We start from the raw sequence: 18,251 nt of genomic DNA, 5'->3' as shown, positions 1-18,251 counted from the left end.
TCTAGTACGGTGGCCGGTACCAATGCACAACCCCGAGTCGAACGGGACCGACGGTCGTAGTTCGGAACCGCTCTGCCAGTCGGCCAGTAGCTTCGAGCACTGGCTGACCGGGCTGGTGGGCCTGGCGGTGACGTTCGTCGTCGCGCTGGCGGCGTACTCCTCGGTCGTCGCGATGGCCGAACCGCTCCAGTACCTCTCGTCGACGGCCGTCATCTTCCTGTTCATCGGGCTCTGGATCGCGTTCTGGGGGCTCCTCGAAATCGTCTGGGAGTGGCGAGCGGGACGGCTGTTCGGCGGCTGAGCACTCAGGGAATCCGTCCACCGGGGGTACCCGGCTCGTCCCGGCCCGGATGCTGGAACAGCCGTACCAGCGGCGTGCCGTCCTCGGTGCTGACCGGCTGGACACAGACCCGATCGAACCGGCTGTCGTCGCCCAGTTCGACCAACAACCCCTCGTCGTGGAGCGAGGCCGAGGCGAACGCGCTGCCACAGACCGGGCAGACGACCGGCTCGTCGGCTTCGACACCCGCGTCTCCGTCCGTCTCCGTGTCCGCCTCCGTCGTCGCGTCCGCGTCGCCGGTCACTGCTTTCCCTCCGCCGCGACCCGCTGTATCGTCTCGTAGTCGTCGTCCGAGTACGCGATGAGGCGCACGTCGGTCAACGACGAGGGCTCGAAGGCGTCGATGACCTCACAGATGATCTCGACGCCGCGCTCGAAGTCGAAGCCGGCGATCCCACAGCCGATCGCGGGGAGGACGACCGACTCACAGTTCAGCGCGTCTGCCTCCGCGAGCGCGTTCCGCGTCGCGTCGCGGATGCTCCGGGCCGTCGACTGCCCGCCCGGCGGCATCGCGGCGGCGTGGATCACGTACTCGGCGTCGAGGTCGTAGGCCTCGGTCGTCGCCACGCCCCCGAGGTCGACCGGGCCTTTGGCGACGGCCTCGTCGGGCAGCCCCGATCCGGCGGCCCGCTTGAGCGCGCCTGCCACGCCCGAGCCCATCCGCAGGCTCGTGTTCGCGGCGTTGACCAGTGCGTCGGCCGATTGCTGGGCGATGTCGCCCTGGATGACCTCGAACTCCATGTATGGAGGCTGGATACGGGGACAAAAAGAGCTACTGGCGATCCTGTGACGCCCTCTCACGAAACCCCGAACCCGCTCCAGTCCCTCCCAACAACCATGGACCTGTTGCGTATGGACTGGCGTGACGTGGGGTTTCTGCACTGGGCGGTCGACCCCGGGACGGTCGCGGCGACGCTGCCCGACCGGCTGTCGGTCGACACCTACGACGGCGAGGCCTACCTCGGTGTCGTCCCCTTCCGGATGGCCGATATCCGACCCCGGGGGAGCCCCATCGGACGCTCGTTCGGCGAACTGAACCTCCGGACCTACGTCGAGGCCGACGGGGTCCCGGGCGTGTACTTCTACAACCTCGACGCCGACGACGCGCTCGGTGTCGGCGTCGCCCGGCGGCTGTTCCAGTTGCCCTACTACCGCGCCCGGATGCGGGTCGATCGGCGGGACGGGGCGGTACGGTTCCGAAGCCGACGGACCCACGACGGCGTCGCCCCCGCCCGGTTCGACGCCACCTACGAGCCGGACGGTCCCGCGGCGACGCCCGAACCGGGCTCGCTGCCCGCCTTCCTCGTCGAGCGGTACCGGTTCTACGCCGACAGCGACGCCGGCCGGCTCTACTACGCCGACATCGACCACGAGACCTGGCCGCTCCGGCCCGGACGCGCGACGGTCGAGCGGAACGATCTCTTTTCGGCGAACGGCTTCGAGGCACCCGGCGGCGACCCTCTCGTCCACGTCAGCGACGGGATCGAGGTCACCGCCGGCCGGCTCCATCGGCTCTGAGGCCGGCAGACTGATTGCCGGGCGCCACCCAGATCGACCGTGTTCTCGCTCACCCCGCTGTCGGCGACGCTCGGGCCGGTGTCGTTCTGTCACTGGCCGGTCGACCGAGCGAGCGTCGCCGGGAGCGTGCCCGAGTGGGCCGCGGTCGAGACGGCCGACGACACCGCCTGGGTGACGGCGGTCGGCTACACCGTCGAGTCGGTCCGGGCGTTCGGCCGGTCCGTCGGCGGCCCGACGGAGGTCGTGACCGTCCAGGTCCCCGTCCGGGGGCCGACGGACCAGCGGGGGGCCTACCCGCTCGCGGTCTTTTGCCAGCGTGGCTCTCTCTCGAACGCGCTCTCGCTGTTTTCGTTCCCGATCGAACCGTCGGCCGTCGATCGGTCGACCGTGGACGGGCGGCTCCGACGGACTGTCACCGTCGGCGGCCGACACCTGCTGACCGCCGAGCACGACACCGATCTCGACGCCGCGGCGACCGCGCCGCCGGACTCACTGTCGGGCTTTCTGGCCGACCGCGAGCGGTACTTCCTCGACAGTTCCCCGGGCGGACCGCTGGTCTGTAGCGTCGGCCAGCCGACCTGGAAGCTCCGGGCCGGAGCGGGGACCTGCCGACAGCAACTCCTGTCGTGGCTGGGACTTCCGACCCCCGAGACCGACCCGCTCGTCCACGCCAGTCCCGGCGGCTCGATCACCCTCGCACCGCCGGTGCCGGCGCAGTTTGACTGAGCAACGGACGGGTACAACTATTACTCCGTGGTCAGTTTATCGGATATGGTTGAGCGCGAACGGGCGAGTCTGTGGGCGGGCGTCGTCTCGGTGGTAGTGACGAACGCCGCCATCCTCTCGGCGGCGCTCGCGTCGCCGGGGTTCCGCTGGACCGGACACGCGCTCTCGAACCTCGGACAGCCCGGCCACGCCGTCGCGACGCCGCTGACGACGCTGCTGTTCGACGGCGGCCTCGTCGTCGGTGGACTGCTCGGCCTGGGCTTCGCGTACGCGCTCTGGACCGGTAGCGGGACGGTCGGGAAGGCCGCAGTCCCCGCGTTCGTCGCGGCGATGGTCGCGATGGCCGGGATCGGCGTCTTCCCGCAGTCCCAGCCACTGCACGCCCCGGTCGCCATCGGGTTCTACCTGCTGTCGATGGTGACGATGGCCCTGTCCGGTGTCGGCGGAGTCGTCGCCGGGGAGCGGCGGTACGCCGCCGTCACGCTCGCGCTGACCGCGCTCCACGTCGGCGTCTGGTACGGCTGGGTCACGGGCGGCCCGGTGTTCCGGGCGGGGCTGGCGATTCCGGAGGCCGTCGGCGCGGCCATCGTCGCCGGCTGGATCGGTCTGGTCGCGACGACACACCGGCTGTCACTGCGGCCACACACGGGCGAGTCGGCATCTGGTTCCGGCCCGCGACAGTGAACGCTAAGTTCGTGGCGCGGTATCGGGAAACACTGCCATGGTTGCCATCGAGACGACGGGCCTCGCCCGGCGGTTCGGCGACGTGACGGCGCTGGCGGACCTCACGCTGACCGTCGAGGAGGGCGCGCTGTTCGGGCTGCTCGGCCCGAACGGCTCCGGAAAGACCACGACGATCGAACTGCTGACCGGCCAGCGCGAGCCCAGCGACGGGAGCGCCCGGGTCGTCGGGGAGGACCCCGCCACCGATCCGCTCGCCGTCCGGCGGGCGATCGGTATCCTCCCCGAGCGCGAGGACCCGCCCAGTTTTCTCACACCCCGAGAGTACCTCACGTTCGTCGGCGAGGTCCGCGAGGTCGACGACATCGAGGCCCGGATCGAGGAGTGGGCCGAGCGCCTGGAGTTCGGCGGCGTGCTCGACGCTCTCTCGACCGGGCTCTCGGAGGGCGAACGACAGCGGGTGATGCTGGCGGCCGCGTTCCTCCACGATCCCGACCTCGTGTTCATCGACGAGCCGCTCGTCAACCTCGACCCGATCATGCAAGAGCAGGTCAAACAGCAGCTGGCGGCCTACTGCGAGGCGGGCAACACCGTCTTCCTCTCGACACACTACGTCGACGTGGCGGCCGAACTCTGTACCCACGTCGCGATCCTCGACGGCGGTCGACTCGTCGCCGAGTGTGACCCCCGCGGGATGTCCGAGGACGAACTGCTGGACTACTTCATCGCGGAGGTGGGCGCCCGGCCGGAGGCCACCGCATGACCGCCACCGTCTTCCGCTGGATGGTGCGCGAGGAGTGGCGCCTCCACAGCGACCTCTTCGGCGGCGGCCGCTTCGGCGCGTTCCCGGTCGCGATCGCGGCGCTGACGGGACTGGCGACGTGGCTGCTGGGTGCGACGGGCACCGACGCCGAAACGGTCGCCGGCGGGCTGGTCGCGCTGGTGGCCTTCTTCGGGCTCCAGGTCGGCACCATCGGCCTCGTCGGCCGCGACGCTCTACGGGACGTGCTCGGTGACGTGACCCTGCTGGTCTTCTCCGCGCGGACGCTCCCGCTCTCCTTTCGTCGCCTGCTCGCGACCTTTCTGGTGAAAGATGTCTGCTACTACGCCGCGCTCGTGTTGACGCCCGCCGTGGCCGGGTACGGCGTCGTCGCGGTCCTCGAAGGCGGGAGCGTCGCCGGCGTCGCGCTCCTGTGGGTCGCCGTCGTCGCGGCCTTCGCCTTCGGTGCGTCGCTCAGCCTGACACTCATCGCCGTCGCCGGCCGGGCGAAGACGGCGCTGCCCGCGGTGCTGGCGGTCGGCACCGTCGCAGTGCTTGCGGGCGGCCTCGACCCGGTGGCGTACACGCCCTACGCGCTCTACGCCGATCCCGGCCCGGCGACGCTCCTCCGCGGACTCATCCCGACGGCGCTGCTCGCGGTCGTCGGCGTCCTGCTGTTCGATCCGAGCCCCGACGGCGGAGGCGGCGGCTCCCGCCTGTTCGACGGCCTGTTCACTGCCGTGGACGATCCACTCGCCCGCCGGTCGCTGCTGGCCGTCGCCCGGTCTTCGGGGTCGGTGTCGAAGGTCGCGTTCTCGATGGGCGTCCTCGTCGTGGTGACGGCGCTGCTGTTGCGCCAGGTGACACTGGCGACGGGGATCGAGCCACACTCGGGCATCGCCTTCGGGACGTTGCTGGGACTTGGCGCGTTTACGACCTACAGCTGGGTCACGCAGTTCGACGAGCCACGGGAGTACCTGCGGTTCCCGGTCGCGTACGGTCGCGTCTTTCGCTCGCTCCGGCGGGCCTACCTCGCGCTGTCGCTTTCGACCGGCGTCGCGTATCTGGCGGCCGCGTCGGTCTGGTTCCCGGTCGAACGGCTCGCCGTCGGCGTCCTCGTCCTCCCGGGCGTGGCGGTGTACGTCTTCGGCGTGACGGCCTTCGTCACCGGGCTCTCGCCCAACGAGTTGCTGTTCGACACGCCGCTCTTCCTGGCGTTCGGCGCGGCGCTTGCGGCGCTGGCGATCCCGCTGCTCGTCGCCGCCCTGGCCGTCACTGTCGCGCCGACGTGGGTTCCCGTCGGCTCGGTGGCGCTCGCGACGGTCGCGGGCGCGGTCGGTCTGTGGCTGACCCGCCGGGCCGGACCCCGCTGGGATCGGCGGCTCCGGGGTGCGTGACTCGGCGGCGATCCCGCGTGAGACGGACTTTTGCCTGCCTAGTCCCAAGGTCCGGTGATGACACTCCGGGGCGTCGTACTCGACCTCGATGGGACGGTGTATCACGGCGACAACGTGTTGCCCGGCGTGGACGGACTCGTCGAGACCGTCCGGGCGCGTGACTGCTCGCTCTGTTTCTTCTCGAACAACCCGATCCACGACGGCGACGACTACGTCCAGCGGCTCCGGGGGCTCGGCGTCGACGCGCGCCCCGGCGAGGCCTGTTCGTCGGGCGTGGTCACGAGCGAGTATCTCCACGCCGAACACGCCGGTGACGACGTGTTCGTCATCGGCAGCGACGCGGTCCGCGACCAGGTCCGTGAGACCGCGGCGGACCTGATCGAGGAGCCGGCGGCCGCGGACGTGTTGCTCGCCTCCTGGACCGACGAGTTCCGGTATCGGGACCTGGTCGACGCCCTTCGGGTCGTCGGGGACGACACGACGTTTCTAGGGACCGACCCCGACCGGACGTTCCCCGACGAGAACGGCGACCCCGTCCCGGGGTCGGGGGCGATCATCCGGGCGGTCGCCGGCGTTCTCGACCGCGACCCCGACCGGATCCTCGGGAAACCCTCGGAGGTGGCCGTCGCGGCGGCGCTGGAGCGACTCGGCTGTCCCGCCGAGGACTGTCTCGTCGTCGGCGACCGCCTGGAGACGGACATCCGGATGGGCGAGCAAAGCGGCATGACCACCGTGCTGGTGACCACGGGAGTCTCCGATCGCGCCGATGTCGAACACAGCGACAGCCGGCCGGACTACGTCGTCGATTCCCTGGCGGCGATCACACCGATCGTCGAGGACCTGGCCGGGGTCTGACACTACTGACTCCAGTCGCCTCGACTACACGTTTATGCCGGAGCCCCGCGTAGGCGTGTGTGGTGATACCGATGGGTAAGAACATCCTGATGATCGTCGGCGACTTCGGCGAGGACTACGAGATCATGGTACCGTTCCAGACACTCCAGACAGTGGGCCACGAGGTCCACGCGGTCTGTCCGGAGAGGGAGGCCGGCGACACGATCAAGACGGCGATCCACGACTTCCGCGGCGACCAGACGTATCTGGAAGAGCGGGGACACAACTTCGAACTGAACGCGACGATGGCCGACATCGACCCGGCCGACTACGACGCGCTGGTCGTTCCCGGCGGGCGCGCCCCGGAGTACCTCCGTACGTACGAGTCGGTCATCGAGACGGTCCAGCACTTCTTCGAGGCGGACAAACCCGTCGCGGCGCTGTGCCACGGGCCACAGATCCTGGCCGCCGCGGGCGTGCTGGACGGCTACGAGATGACTTCGTATCCCGCCGTCCGGGCGGAGTGTGAAGCCGCCGGCTGTTCGTGGGTCGACGAGGTGACGACCGACGGGAACCTCGTCACCGGGCAGGCCTGGCCGGACCATCCCGAATGGGTCGCACAGTTCATGGAGCTGCTGGGCGACGAAGTGAGCCACGGCGACGCGGCCATCGCGGCCGACGACTGACGGAGCCTCCACCGGTCGACCGACTGCGCGGGCAGCGCCGGCCGCGAACGCGGGCCCTCGACACCGCCACAGGCGGGGGCTGGAACGGCCACGCCTTCGAATAAACTTACAACAATTTGTGAGTGGCCGAAAAACGAACAGTTTATGGGATCGGTCTCGTTAGTGCTAAGCGAATCATGGCCGACAAAGCGGACCTTCGCGAGCAGTTCACCGAGGCGTTCCAGGACGCAGACTACCCCATCTCCAGCCCGATGGACCTCGTACCGGCGCTGCCGGCCGGTCCGTCGACGAAGTTCGAGTCCGGGGATTTCTCGATGACTGCGATGGAACTCAACACCAAACTCGACGGGGAGTTCCCCTACGACAGCGTCGACGACTTCGTCGACGACGTGATGGCCTCGCTCGAAGACCAGGACCTCATCTGAGCGGCGTCGCCGTCGCCGCGACGGCAGTCACTGCGAGCACACCCAGCCCCAGCAGGAGATAGTTCGCCAGCGTGTTGTCCGCCCGGACGATGTCGAGCGTGTGGGTCCGGCCCGAGAGCGGCCACAGCGGCGCGATCCCGGCCGGCGTGATGATATCCGCGAGCAGATGTGAGAGGATACCGGTCGTTCCGACGAGGCCGCCGAACGCCGCGAGGACCAGCGCCGAGTGGGCCGCCGTCGAGGCACCGACCGCCCAGCCGAGCCCGGCGAACACACCACCGACGACACCGGCAAACAGGAACGTGTGGGTGACTCCCCGGTGGCTCACGAGCGGGAGTTGCTGGTCGTAGTCGGGCACGGGCGCGAGCCCCAGCGAGAGCGCGCCGCCCAGCACGGCGAGGTCCGGGAGGTCGGCGAGCACCAGTCCGAACCCGAGCGGCGCGTACACGAGCAGCGCCGACCCGTAGTGACCGAGTCGATACATGCCCGACAGGAGCGTCCCGAGTGGCTTGAAACTGGCGTCCCCGTCGTTTATCAGCGGGCCACCCGAAGAACGCCCATGGCAGTCACGTCGGTCGTCGAGACGCTGGTGGGGACGTTCGGACCGTTCTTGATCCCGGCGACGCTGTTCGTCTTCGGTGCGATCGGGTATTTCGCCCTCTGGTTCGTCACCCGCTTCCAGCGAGAGACGTACGCCGCCGACGAGTGAGCGCGATACCCGACAGCCGTTCTTTCGTTCCAAGACACTTTTCAATTAGACCCGTCTAATCATTCGTATGTTGAGTGCGAAGATGGAGGACTATCTGAAAGCGATCTACCGCCTCGAACGGGACGACGGGGCGCCGGTCGCCACCTCCACGATCGCCGAGACGGTGGGCGTGACTCCGCCAACGGCGACGAGTATGATCGAGAAACTGACCGACCGGGGGTTTCTCGAACGCGAGAAGTACAAGGGCGTCACCCTGACGCCGGAGGGTGAGACGATCGCACTGGAGGTCATTCGTCACCACCGGCTGCTGGAGACGTTTCTGACCGAGGAACTGGGCTACGACTGGGCGACGGTCCACGAGGAAGCCGAGATCCTGGAACACCACATCAGCGAGGAGTTCGAGCAGCGGGTCGCCGAGGCGCTCGACGATCCCGATGTCGACCCCCACGGCGATCCGATCCCCAACGACGCCCTGGAGCCGATCGAGGACGTGCCCGCGTCGATGCTCTCCGACCACACCGAGGGCGTCCGGCTGGAGGTCGCCCGCGTGCGGGACCGCGAACCGGACGAACTCACCTACCTCGACGAGGTCGGGATCACGCCCGGAACGGTCCTCACGATCGAGGAGGTGGCGCCGATCGGGCTGGTCACTGTCTCGCTCGACTCCGGCGAGTCGGTCTCGCTGCCCGACGGGATCGCCGACGCGATCCAGGTCCGGCCCCCCGAGGACGAACGCGCCGGAAACGGAGTGAGCAAGGTGTGAGCGAGGCCACGTGGCTGACGGTCGTCTTCGTCGCCGCTGGCACCCAACTCGCCGTGTTACCGGGCGAGAAGGTCCAGTTCATCATCGCCGGCCTCTCGACGCGGTTCAACCCCTACCTCGTCGTCGCCGCCGCGGGGACGGCCTTCGCCGGCTGGACGGCCGTCGAGATTTGGCTGGGGAGTACGGTCCTTCAGGTCCTCCCGGGAATCGTCCTGGACGCACTGACCGCGGTGTTGTTCCTGGTGTTTGCCTATCTGCTCGTTCGGACAGCACCGGGGAAAGACGCCGACCAACCCTCGCCGTCCAGCGCGATCCGGACCGACGGCGGCGAACTCGACGTTCGCGTCCCGGTCCTCGACTGGAAGGTCCCGAACGCGCTCGGCGGCTTTCTCCCGATCTTCGCGATGATGGCCTTGGGCGAGTTCGGCGACAAGACCCAGCTCGTCACCGTCTCGCTGGCCGCCCAGTACGCCGCCTACCCGACGGCGATCTGGAGCGGCGAGATGCTGGCGATCATCCCGGTCAGCCTCGCGAACGCCCTCTTTTTCCACCGGTTCTCACACTCGTTCGACCTCCGGAAGGCCCACTTCGCGGGTGCAGCGCTGTTCCTGTTTTTCGCCGTGGACTTCGGGCTGAAGGTGACGATCGGCGTCTCCGTGTGGGAACAGTTGGTGACGACCGCGGCGAGTGCGATCCCGGTCTGAGCGGCCGACGAAACGCCTTTCTCCGGGCTGTGACATTGTTGGCCCATGCGAGGCCTCGACGACACCGACCGCGAGATCCTCGATCTCCTGCTGGCGGACGCGCGCCGCCCGTACAGCGACATCGCCGACCAGGTCGGACTCTCGGCGCCGGCCGTCTCCGATCGGGTCGACAGACTCCGTGAGATGGGGATCGTCCGCGGGTTCACACTCGACGTGGATCGTTCGCTGCTCCGGACCGGGGTCCCCGTCCTGCTCGATATCGACGCGGCGCCCGGCCGGGGCGAGGCGATCGCCGCCGGCCTGGCCGACACCGACGCCGTCGAACACACCTTTCGGACGGCGGACGACCGCGTGCTCGTGACGGCGACGGTCCGGGGGACCGAGGTGGGTGCGTTGCTGGAGCGGGCGATCGAGAACGTGAGCGACGTGGCCGACTACGAGGTCCGGCTACTGGCCGACAGCGAGTGGCGGCCCGACCTTGCGGGCCCGGAGTTCGCGCCCGACTGCGCCGAGTGTGGCAACACCGTCGACGAGGAGGGCGTCGAAGAGAGCCTCGACGGCGACTCCTACTACTTCTGCTGTGAGTCCTGTGCGGACCGGTTCGTCGAGCAGTACGAGTCGCTGAAAGACGGGATCTAGCTCGCGACCAGTTTCGATTCGAATATCCTGGCCTAAAATTCACCCCAATCTCGAAACTTCGTTGTCGATTCGACCTTCGAATCATAGGCACAAACCGCATCAACCGGGAGGGCGTACTAGCACACGAGATGACGACTCGAACGGCCCGGCTGGAGCTGACGGGCATGAGCTGTGCGAACTGTTCGGCGACCATCGAGGAGCGGGTCGGCGAACTGGAGGGGGTCAGTCACGTCGACGCCAACTACGCCACCGACGAGGGGTCGGTCGAGTACGACCCCAACCGGGTGACGCTCGCCGAGATATTCGCTGCCGTCGAGGACGCGGGCTACGGCGTCGTCACGGAGACGGTTACCATCGGCATCACCGACATGTCCTGTGCCAACTGCGCGGAAATCAACGCCGAGGCTCTGGAGTCGACGCCCGGTGTCGTCAGCGCCGACGTGAACTACGCCACCGACGAGGCACAGGTCACCTACAACCCGGCCGACGCCTCGCTGTCGGACCTCTACGACGCGATCCAGTCGGCGGGCTACACGCCGGTCCGCGAGGACGACGACGGCGAGGACGGCCAGTCGTCCAGCGAGCGCCGGGACGCTGCCCGCGACGCCGAGACCCGGAGACAGCTCCGACTGACGCTGTTCGGTGCGGTGTTCTCGCTGCCTCTGCTCGTGATGATGGCCGACCACTTGCTCGGGCTCGGCCTCCTCTCGGGGACCGTCGTCGGCCAGTACCAGGGAATCGTTGCCTTCCTGCTTGCGACGCCGGTCCAGGCGCTACTCGGGCGGCCGTTCTACGAGAACGCCTACAAGGCACTCGTGAAGAACCGCCGGGCCAACATGGACGTACTGATCGCGCTCGGCTCCTCGACAGCATATTTCTACTCCGTGGCGGCCCTGTTCGACCTGATCGCCTCGACCGGGCTGTACTTCGACACCGCGGCGTTCATTCTGGTGTTCATCACGCTCGGGAACTACCTCGAAGCCCGCTCGAAGAGCCAGGCCGGCGCCGCAATCCAGCAACTGCTGGAGATGGAGGCCGACACGGCGACGGTCGTCCGCGAGGACGGCAGCGAGGAGGAGGTCGAACTCTCCGAAGTCGAGGTCGGCGACCGCCTGAAGGTCCGGCCTGGCGAGAAGGTCCCGACCGACGGGGTCGTCCGGGACGGCTCCTCGGCGGTCGACGAGTCGATGGTCACCGGCGAGTCCGTCCCCGTCGAGAAGGAACCCGGCGACGAGGTCGTCGGGTCGACGGTCAACCAGAACGGCGTCCTCGTCGTCGAGGCGACGAAGGTCGGCGAGGAGACTGCAATCCAGCAGATCGCCGAGCGCGTGCGGGCTGCCCAGTCGCGCCAGCCCGACATCCAGAACGTCGCCGACCGCATCTCGGCGTACTTCGTCCCGGCGGTCATCGCCAACGCCGTCCTGTGGGCGGCCGTCTGGGCGCTCGCGCCGGATCTGCTGGCGTCGTTCGTCTCCGGCCTGCCGATCTGGGGGCTGGCGGCCGGCGGTCCCGCCGCCGTCGGGGTCACCGAGTTCGCCGTCGTCGTGTTCGCCTCCGCGGTGTTGATCGCCTGTCCCTGTGCGCTGGGGCTCGCGACGCCGGCGGCGACGATGGTCGGGACCGCAATCGGCGCGCGCAACGGCGTCCTGTTCAAGGGCGGCGACATCCTCGAACGGGTCCGCGACGTGGACACCGTCGTCTTCGACAAGACGGGCACGCTGACCGAGGGTGAGATGGAACTGACCGACGTGGCGGTCGTCGGCCCGGCTACCGACGGCGGGGAACTCCGGTCGGAACGGGAACGGACCAGCGAGTTCGTCCTCGAAGTCGCCGCCAGCGCCGAGTCCGGCAGCGAGCACCCGCTGGCCGAGGCCATCGTCGAGGGCGCCCGCGAGCGCGGGATCGATGTCGAGGACCCCGAGTCCTTCGAGAACGTCCCCGGACAGGGCGTCAAGGCGACCACGAGCCACGGCGACGTACTGGTCGGGAACCGGACGCTGCTCGCCGACCACGGGGTCGATGTCGACCCCGCCGAGGAACGGCTGGACGAACTCGAACGCGAGGGGAAGACGGCGATGCTCGTCGCGCTTCGGGCCGACGGCGACGACGACTACCGGCTGCTGGGCGTCCTGGCCGACGCCGACACGGTCAAGGAGACCGCCGCGGACGCCGTCTCGCAACTGCGCGAGCGAGGCACTGACGTGTGGCTCGTCACCGGCGACAACGAGCGGACCGCCCGCGCGGTCGCCGAACAGGTCGGCATCGACCCCGACAACGTCAAGGCGAGCGTCCTGCCCGAGGACAAGGCCGACGCCGTCGACGACCTCCAGGCCGACGGTCGCCGGGCGATGATGGTCGGGGACGGCGTCAACGACGCGCCGGCCTTGGCTGCCGCCGCGGTCGGCTGTGCTATCGGCTCGGGTACCGACGTGGCAATCGAGGCCGCGGACGTGACGCTGCTGCGTGACGACCCCGCCGACGTGCTCAAGGCCATCCGCATCTCGGAGGCCACGCTCCGGAAGATCAAACAGAACCTCTTCTGGGCGCTTGGGTACAACACCGTGATGATCCCGCTGGCCTCGCTGGGCCTGCTCCAGCCGGCGCTGGCCGCGGGCGCGATGGCGGCCTCCTCGGTGTCGGTGCTGGCGAACAGCCTCGCCTTCCGCAGGTACGTCCCCGACAGCGACTACCGCCTGCTGGGCCGGGGGCGGCCGTAGACCGACCCCGAGATATTTGTCAATCGCGGGCGTCACGCCGGACGATGCCCTCCACCGTCGACGACGTGTTCTTCGGAGAGCCGGCCGGCCGACCGAACTCGCTGGTGCAGTTCGCCAGCGCGGTCGCCTTCCTATCGATCTATGGGTACTTCTACGTGTACCTGGGGGTCAGGGGTACGTCTGGCAGCTGGGTACTCGTGATGGCGTTCGCGACGACGCTCTCGGGCATCGCGGAGTCCCTGCCGATACACCGCCGGAAGATAGCCGGCGCGCTCCGTCTCACAGCGGTCCTCACGTTCGTCTGTCTGATCGTCGCCATCGTTCTCGCCCCCGACCTCGTGACCGGATAGGCGACGCCGCGTATCCAGTACGTTCATTTGCGCTGGACACTGAACGCCGGTCGTGAGTGAGTCCCAGCCGCTCCGGCGGCGCCAGCCCTCGGGCCTCGGTGTCCGACTGCGTGCGCTCTGGCGTGCGCTCGTGGTCGCCTGGCAGTTCGTGCCGCTCGTGATCGCGTGGCTCCGGGACAGACGGCGGTTTCTGGTCGTCGGCCGCTCGCGCTCGGTCACGAGCGCCGACCGGACTCGCCGCGCCGAGTTCCTCAAGGAGACGTTCGTCAGGCTCGGCCCGGCGTTCATCAAACTCGGGCAGATGCTCTCGACCCGGCCCGACGCCCTCCCGATCGAGTACACGGAGGTCCTCTCGGAACTGCAGGACAAGGTCCCGCCCGAGGACTGGAACGAGATCGGGCCGGCACTGGAGGCGGAACTGGGGCCTATCGACGAGCAGTTCGACAGCTTCGACCGGACGCCGATCAGCGGCGCCTCGCTCGGACAGGTCTACACCGCACAGCTCGACGGCGAGCGCGTCGCCGTCAAGGTTCTCCGGCCGAACATCCGTGCTCGCGTCGAGTCCGACCTGCGAGTCCTGGAGACGCTGACGCCGATTCTGGTCCGCGGGGCCGAGCCAGCCCAGGCCTTCACCCTGGAGAACCTCACCGAGGAGTTCGCCGCGACCATCCGCCGTGAGATGGACTACGCCCACGAGGCCCGGATGCTCACCGAGGTCGGCCGGAACTTCGCCGACGACGACCGGATCGCGATTCCGACGGTCGTCGAGAGCCACTCGACCGACCGCGTGGTGACGATGAGCTACGTCGACGGGGTGAAGATCGACGACGTGGAGCGCCTGGACGAACTCGGCGTCGACCGGCGCGAACTCGTCCAGCGGCTGGAAGAGGTGTACATCCAGATGATCGTCGAGGACGGGGTCTTCCACGCGGACCCACACCCCGGCAACCTGGCGGTCCAGCCCGACGGGACCATCGTCTTCTACGACTTCGGGATGACCGGCTCTCTCGGTCCCGGGACCCGAGAGCAGTTACTGGAGTTCTACGTCGCGCTGGCGGCCGACGACGTGGACCGCGTGATGGACGCCTTCGTCGCCATGGGCGCGCTCGACCCTGCTGCCGACCGCGAGGTGATGCGGGAGGCCTTCGAAATCGTCATCGATCAGTTCCGCGGCGAGGACATCAGCGACCTCCGCATCGAGCAACTGGTCGGTGAGTTCGAGAGCCAACTGTACGCGTTCCCGATGCGGCTCCCGCAGGACCTGGCGCTCGTGGTCCGCGTCTCGACGGTACTCGAAGGGGTCTGTCGCACGCTCGATCCGGAGTTCGACTTCATCGAGGTCATCACCGACTACGTCGCCGACCAGCAGCGGACCGAGGCCGGCAAGGCCATCGGCGCGGAGATCCGCGACGCCATCGTCGAAGGGGGTCGATCGCTCGTGACCGGCGGGCCGCGTGCGGAAGAGGCGCTGGAGCGGGCCGACCGTGGGAACCTCCACCTGCGGACGGTACTGGCCGACAGCGACGACCTGCTCAGACAGATGGCCCGTCGACTCCTGCTGGGGATCGCCGTCGCGGCCGGCGTCCCCCTTGTCGCCTTCCTCTATCTGGCCGGCGGTGTCCAGCCGGCGGCTGTCGCCGCCGGTGCGACGACGGTGGTGGCCGGCGCTCTGGCGTGGTCGTTCCGTCGGCGGGGCGGGCCGCAGTTCGGGACCCCGCAGTTCACCCGCCACGAGATGCGCCAGCGCCGGGACGACCGCAGCGAGCAGTGAGTCAGAGGTCGCCCCGGTCTGCCATCGCCCGCACTTCCTCGGCTCGCTCGCGGATCGCTGCCCACTCCTCGTCGTCCTTGTTGTCGACGTGGTTGTACATCAGCCCCATCCGGTGGTTCGACCGGAGGTCGTCCTCGTTACGTGTCAGGAACTCCCAGTACAGCGTGTTGAACGGGCAGGCGCCCTCGCCCGTGGTCTTGGTCTTGTAGTAGGGACAGCCCGAACAGTAGTCGCTCATCTTGTCGACGTAGTTCGCCGACGAGGCGTACGGTTTGGTGGCGAAGACGCCGGCGCCGTACAGCCCCATCTCGACCACGTTGGGCGTCGTGACCCAGTGGAAGGCGTCGACGTAGCCGGCGTGAAACCAGCGGTTGAGCTGTGCCGGCTCGACGCCGAACAGCAAGCCGAAGTTCGAGAGGACCATCAGCCGCTCGATGTGGTGTGAGTAGCCCCGCTCGCGGACGCCCTCGACCACGTCCGAGAGACAGGCCATGTCGGTCTCGCCGGTCCAGTAGAACTCCGGCAGGTCGGCCTCGGCGCCCAGTTGGTTCGCCGTCGCCAGGTCGGGCATCTCCCGGCGGTAGACGTGCCGGAGGAACTCCCGCCAGCCCAGGACCTGCCGGACGAACCCCTCGACGCTGTTCAGCGGGGCCTCGCCGTCCTCGTAGGCGGCGATCGCCCGCTCGATCACCTCCTCGGGGAGGAGGAGCCCGAGGTTCAGCGAGGTCGACAGCAGGCTGTGGCTCATGGCCCACTCCTCGCCCAGCATGGCGTCCTGGTAAGGACCGAACTCGGCGAGTCGGTGCTCGACGAAGTGGTCAAGCGCGCGGACGGCCTGCCGGCGGGTCACCGGCCAGCGGAACGGCTCGGGATCGGCCCAGGACCCGCCGTAGGGGGGGTCGTCGTAGCCGCCGTCGAACGTCGCCTCGACCCACTCGGCGACTTCCGCGGTCGTCCCGTCGGGCTCGAAGGTCGGCGGGTCGGCCGGTGTCCAGTCTTCGGGCGGCGTCTCGCGGTTCTGGTCGTCGTAGTTCCACTCCCCGCCGACCGGGTCGCCGTCGGCCATCAGATACCCCGTCTCGCGGCGCATGAACCGGTAGAAGTCCTCGTGGCGGTACCGCCCCTCGTCGGCCCACGCGTCGAACTGGTCGGGCGAACAGCAGAAGCGCTCGTCGGCGACGAACTCCAGCTCGCCGCCAGCCTCGGCGACGAGGGCTTCGATGCGATCTCGCCCGCCGTGGGCCTGGGGCTCCGTGGTCACGAGCGTGTCGTCGGGGTGGGCTTCGAAGTGGGCCGCCAGCCCGTCGGCGAACGTGTCGACCTGCCGGTAGTCGACGCGTCTCCCGTCCTCCCGGAGGGCGTCACGGAACTGTCGCATCGCGCTGAACACCAGCGTCAGCTTGTGCGGGTGATACGGGAGTTTCCGACCGAACGATTCGGCTTCGATCAGGAGCGCCCGCTCGTCCGGCCGGCGGGCCAGCGGGCCCCGCTGCCGGACCAAGTGGTCGCCACGCACCCAGACAGTCACGGAAGACACCTCGCGCTCATTTGCTCGTTCACAGGGTCCGACACACAAAGAAGCCCCCTCCGAACTGTGTTGGTAGTCGGTCGTCAGACTCCAGTCGGTTTCGGCAAAAGATGGCTTACATGTTCGGTGATTGGTTTACCCGTTCGCGTCCAAATGCCGCGATATAACGGGTCGAGAACCTCAATTATCGTTCGGGCGCTACTGTCACGATCGACTCACTTTTCAGTATACAGTCCCTCGTTCGGAACGTATGTCAGACGACCTGAATCGGCGGACGTTCATCCGTAGTACCGCAGTCGTCTCCGGTGTCGGCCTGCTGGCCGGGTGTGGCGGCTCCAGTGGGGACGGCGGCGCTGACGACGGCGGGTCCGGCGGCGAGTCGGACGGGGATGCCGGCGACGGTAGTTCGACCGAGACGACTTCCGGCGGCTCCGGCGACGGCGGGTCCGGCGGCCAGGTTCCCGCCGAGGTCAGCGACTACCTCTCGAACGTCGGGAACTTCGACGGCTCCGTCGTCGACGAGACCGGGAGCAGTTCCGTTGAGGTGACGGTCGGCGCCGAGGGCAACGGCGGCAACTACGCGTTCGCCCCCGCGGCGGTCCGCGTCAGCACCGGGACGACGGTCACCTGGACGTGGACCGGGCAGGGCGCCGGGCACAACGTCGTCGACGAGGGCGGCGCCTTCGAGAGCGAGACCGTCACCGAGGAGGGCCACGAGTTCACGCACACCTTCGAGTCGAGCGGCGTCTACCAGTACTACTGTCTGCCCCACAAGGGCCTGGGGATGAAAGGCGCCATCGTCGTCGAGTGACTACGGCCGCCCCGTCGACCCACTCGTCACGTACAGCGAGTAGGCGATGACGGCGAACCCGACCGCGGTGAGCGCGTTCTCGAAGATCAAGGCGGCGCCGGTCCCCAGCCCGAACGCCTGGTCGCCGATACCCGCCAGGAGCGAGCCGAAGGTGACCGTCGCGAACCCGAGCGCGAGGTAGGTCAACCCGTCCGAACCGCTCTTGCGCGCCGCTTTCGCCGCGAAGTAGGTGATGAGTCCGCCCAGCAGCAGCGTCACTGTCTTGAAACCGAGGACGACGACTGGAATCGTTTCGTTCATAGTTCCTCACTGATCCGCGTCCAGAGGCTCGCGAGGCGTTCGTCCGGCGTCTCCTGGTCCCGCAAGACATCAACGTCGAAGCGGTCCTCGTCCGTCAACGTGACGAAGACGCCCGAGCAGTCCCGGACGTACCGCGTCGCGTGGTGTCCGTCCGAACGGACCTCGGTCTCCTCGGAGACGAGGTCGGCCTCGCTGAGCTGTTCGAGTTTCCGGTACGTGCTCGTCTGTGCCATGTCACACTCGTCCGCGACCTGTTTTGCCGGCCGTGGCTGGTCGAGCGTCGCCAGGATCGCACGGCAGTCCGGGTCGGCCAGCGCGTCGAACACCGCCTGGGTGTCGAGTTCCTCGTCTCGTCTCACGACCGTGGACCTCCTGTCAGGGGGCTATGGGAGTCTGCGACGCCGACGTGACGGTGGACGGACGTGACCGTCGTGGTAGCTGTCCCACGGTACGGGTTTCAAGATGTCGGTCACGAGGGGGGTTCGGGTCCGTCCACCCGGTAATAAATGACCTGTATAGAAAGGGGTACTGTTGATTTCCAGATTCTGGAAAGCGGACCCGGGCTTTTGCATCCCCTGGTACCAACCTTCAT

At 68.4% G+C, this 18,251-nt stretch carries 23 protein-coding genes; 17 read left to right on the top strand and 6 right to left on the bottom strand.

Annotated features, from left to right (window positions below; translation table 11 throughout):
- The first annotated feature begins 22 nt into the window (after window positions 1-22).
- Window positions 23-301: a hypothetical protein gene (locus P1L40_RS01830; RefSeq protein WP_284009609.1), complete on the top strand. Its 279-nt coding sequence runs from the start codon at window positions 23-25 to the stop codon at window positions 299-301.
- 4 nt (window positions 302-305) lie between these two features.
- Here P1L40_RS01830 and P1L40_RS01825 read toward each other — a convergent pair whose 3' ends face one another.
- The gene (locus tag P1L40_RS01825) at window positions 306-584 is read right to left on the bottom strand and encodes a DUF8145 family protein (RefSeq protein ID WP_284009608.1); all 279 of its coding nucleotides are present in this window, start codon (window positions 582-584) and stop codon (window positions 306-308) included.
- Window positions 581-1,081: a macro domain-containing protein gene (locus tag P1L40_RS01820; protein WP_284009607.1), complete on the bottom strand. Its 501-nt coding sequence runs from the start codon at window positions 1,079-1,081 to the stop codon at window positions 581-583. Before P1L40_RS01820 ends, P1L40_RS01825 begins: the two co-directional genes overlap by 4 nt.
- A 96-nt stretch (window positions 1,082-1,177) precedes the next feature.
- Between P1L40_RS01820 and P1L40_RS01815 the strand changes: the two genes are divergently transcribed.
- The 8 genes from P1L40_RS01815 to P1L40_RS01780 all read left to right on the top strand — a co-directional run bounded on the left by P1L40_RS01815 (window position 1,178) and on the right by P1L40_RS01780 (window position 7,367).
- Window positions 1,178-1,858 (top strand): YqjF family protein, encoded by a 681-nt coding sequence (locus P1L40_RS01815; RefSeq protein ID WP_284009606.1) that lies wholly within the window; start codon window positions 1,178-1,180, stop codon window positions 1,856-1,858.
- Window positions 1,859-1,897: 39 nt separating this feature from the next.
- A complete protein-coding gene (locus P1L40_RS01810) occupies window positions 1,898-2,584 on the top strand; it encodes a DUF2071 domain-containing protein (RefSeq protein ID WP_284009605.1) in 687 nt (228 codons plus the stop codon).
- Window positions 2,585-2,629: 45 nt separating this feature from the next.
- A complete protein-coding gene (locus P1L40_RS01805; protein ID WP_284009604.1) occupies window positions 2,630-3,268 on the top strand; it encodes a DUF998 domain-containing protein in 639 nt (212 codons plus the stop codon).
- A 37-nt stretch (window positions 3,269-3,305) separates the two neighbouring features.
- Window positions 3,306-4,028 carry an ABC transporter ATP-binding protein gene (locus tag P1L40_RS01800; protein ID WP_284009603.1) on the top strand — a complete coding sequence of 241 codons (723 nt, stop codon included), beginning with the start codon at window positions 3,306-3,308 and terminating at the stop codon, window positions 4,026-4,028.
- Window positions 4,025-5,422: a hypothetical protein gene (locus P1L40_RS01795; RefSeq protein ID WP_284009602.1), complete on the top strand. Its 1,398-nt coding sequence runs from the start codon at window positions 4,025-4,027 to the stop codon at window positions 5,420-5,422. Before P1L40_RS01800 ends, P1L40_RS01795 begins: the two co-directional genes overlap by 4 nt.
- A 57-nt stretch (window positions 5,423-5,479) precedes the next feature.
- On the top strand, window positions 5,480-6,277 hold the full coding sequence (locus P1L40_RS01790; protein ID WP_284009601.1) for an HAD-IIA family hydrolase: 798 nt from the start codon (window positions 5,480-5,482) through the stop codon (window positions 6,275-6,277).
- 71 nt (window positions 6,278-6,348) lie between these two features.
- Complete coding sequence (locus tag P1L40_RS01785) at window positions 6,349-6,942, top strand: DJ-1/PfpI family protein (RefSeq protein ID WP_284009600.1); 594 nt, start codon at window positions 6,349-6,351, stop codon at window positions 6,940-6,942.
- Between the two features lie 176 nt (window positions 6,943-7,118).
- The gene (locus P1L40_RS01780) at window positions 7,119-7,367 is read left to right on the top strand and encodes an MTH865 family protein (RefSeq protein ID WP_284009599.1); all 249 of its coding nucleotides are present in this window, start codon (window positions 7,119-7,121) and stop codon (window positions 7,365-7,367) included.
- On the opposite strand, the gene P1L40_RS01775 is transcribed toward P1L40_RS01780, so the two are convergent.
- A complete protein-coding gene (locus P1L40_RS01775; RefSeq protein WP_284009598.1) occupies window positions 7,360-7,851 on the bottom strand; it encodes a metal-dependent hydrolase in 492 nt (163 codons plus the stop codon). The genes P1L40_RS01780 and P1L40_RS01775 overlap by 8 nt on opposite strands.
- A 75-nt stretch (window positions 7,852-7,926) precedes the next feature.
- Between P1L40_RS01775 and P1L40_RS01770 the strand changes: the two genes are divergently transcribed.
- The 7 genes from P1L40_RS01770 (at window position 7,927) to P1L40_RS01740 (ending at window position 15,020) form a co-directional block, all read left to right on the top strand.
- Window positions 7,927-8,076 carry a hypothetical protein gene (locus P1L40_RS01770; RefSeq protein ID WP_284009597.1) on the top strand — a complete coding sequence of 50 codons (150 nt, stop codon included), beginning with the start codon at window positions 7,927-7,929 and terminating at the stop codon, window positions 8,074-8,076.
- Between the two features lie 67 nt (window positions 8,077-8,143).
- Complete coding sequence (locus tag P1L40_RS01765; RefSeq protein WP_284009596.1) at window positions 8,144-8,839, top strand: metal-dependent transcriptional regulator; 696 nt, start codon at window positions 8,144-8,146, stop codon at window positions 8,837-8,839.
- Complete coding sequence (locus P1L40_RS01760; protein WP_284009595.1) at window positions 8,836-9,543, top strand: TMEM165/GDT1 family protein; 708 nt, start codon at window positions 8,836-8,838, stop codon at window positions 9,541-9,543. The genes P1L40_RS01765 and P1L40_RS01760 overlap by 4 nt, the downstream gene beginning before the upstream one ends.
- Before the next feature lie 45 nt (window positions 9,544-9,588).
- Window positions 9,589-10,182 (top strand): AsnC family transcriptional regulator, encoded by a 594-nt coding sequence (locus P1L40_RS01755; RefSeq protein WP_284009594.1) that lies wholly within the window; start codon window positions 9,589-9,591, stop codon window positions 10,180-10,182.
- A gap of 128 nt (window positions 10,183-10,310) precedes the next feature.
- Entirely contained in the window at window positions 10,311-12,899 is a 2,589-nt protein-coding gene (locus P1L40_RS01750) for a heavy metal translocating P-type ATPase (protein WP_284009593.1), read from the top strand.
- A gap of 44 nt (window positions 12,900-12,943) precedes the next feature.
- Window positions 12,944-13,249, top strand: coding sequence for a DUF8011 family protein (locus P1L40_RS01745; protein WP_284009592.1), 306 nt, complete (start codon window positions 12,944-12,946; stop codon window positions 13,247-13,249).
- Between the two features lie 52 nt (window positions 13,250-13,301).
- On the top strand, window positions 13,302-15,020 hold the full coding sequence (locus tag P1L40_RS01740; RefSeq protein WP_284009591.1) for an ABC1 kinase family protein: 1,719 nt from the start codon (window positions 13,302-13,304) through the stop codon (window positions 15,018-15,020).
- Window position 15,021: 1 nt separating this feature from the next.
- Here P1L40_RS01740 and P1L40_RS01735 read toward each other — a convergent pair whose 3' ends face one another.
- A complete protein-coding gene (locus tag P1L40_RS01735) occupies window positions 15,022-16,548 on the bottom strand; it encodes a cryptochrome/photolyase family protein (protein ID WP_284009590.1) in 1,527 nt (508 codons plus the stop codon).
- A 250-nt stretch (window positions 16,549-16,798) separates the two neighbouring features.
- On the opposite strand from P1L40_RS01735, the gene P1L40_RS01730 reads away from it, so the two are divergent.
- The gene (locus tag P1L40_RS01730) at window positions 16,799-17,359 is read left to right on the top strand and encodes a halocyanin domain-containing protein (RefSeq protein WP_284009589.1); all 561 of its coding nucleotides are present in this window, start codon (window positions 16,799-16,801) and stop codon (window positions 17,357-17,359) included.
- Here the strand turns inward: P1L40_RS01730 and P1L40_RS01725 are convergent, their stop codons facing one another.
- Both P1L40_RS01725 and P1L40_RS01720 read right to left on the bottom strand, forming a co-directional pair.
- Window positions 17,360-17,659 carry a DUF7521 family protein gene (locus tag P1L40_RS01725; RefSeq protein ID WP_284009588.1) on the bottom strand — a complete coding sequence of 100 codons (300 nt, stop codon included), beginning with the start codon at window positions 17,657-17,659 and terminating at the stop codon, window positions 17,360-17,362.
- Window positions 17,656-18,018: an ArsR/SmtB family transcription factor gene (locus tag P1L40_RS01720; protein ID WP_284009587.1), complete on the bottom strand. Its 363-nt coding sequence runs from the start codon at window positions 18,016-18,018 to the stop codon at window positions 17,656-17,658. Before P1L40_RS01720 ends, P1L40_RS01725 begins: the two co-directional genes overlap by 4 nt.
- Window positions 18,019-18,251: the final 233 nt, after the last annotated feature.

The organism is Haloarcula pelagica, from assembly GCF_030127105.1.
Taxonomy (GTDB): Archaea; Halobacteriota; Halobacteria; order Halobacteriales; family Haloarculaceae; genus Haloarcula; species Haloarcula pelagica.
Note: the sequence above shows the minus strand (reverse complement) of the source record. Positions and strands in the feature narration are given on the sequence as shown.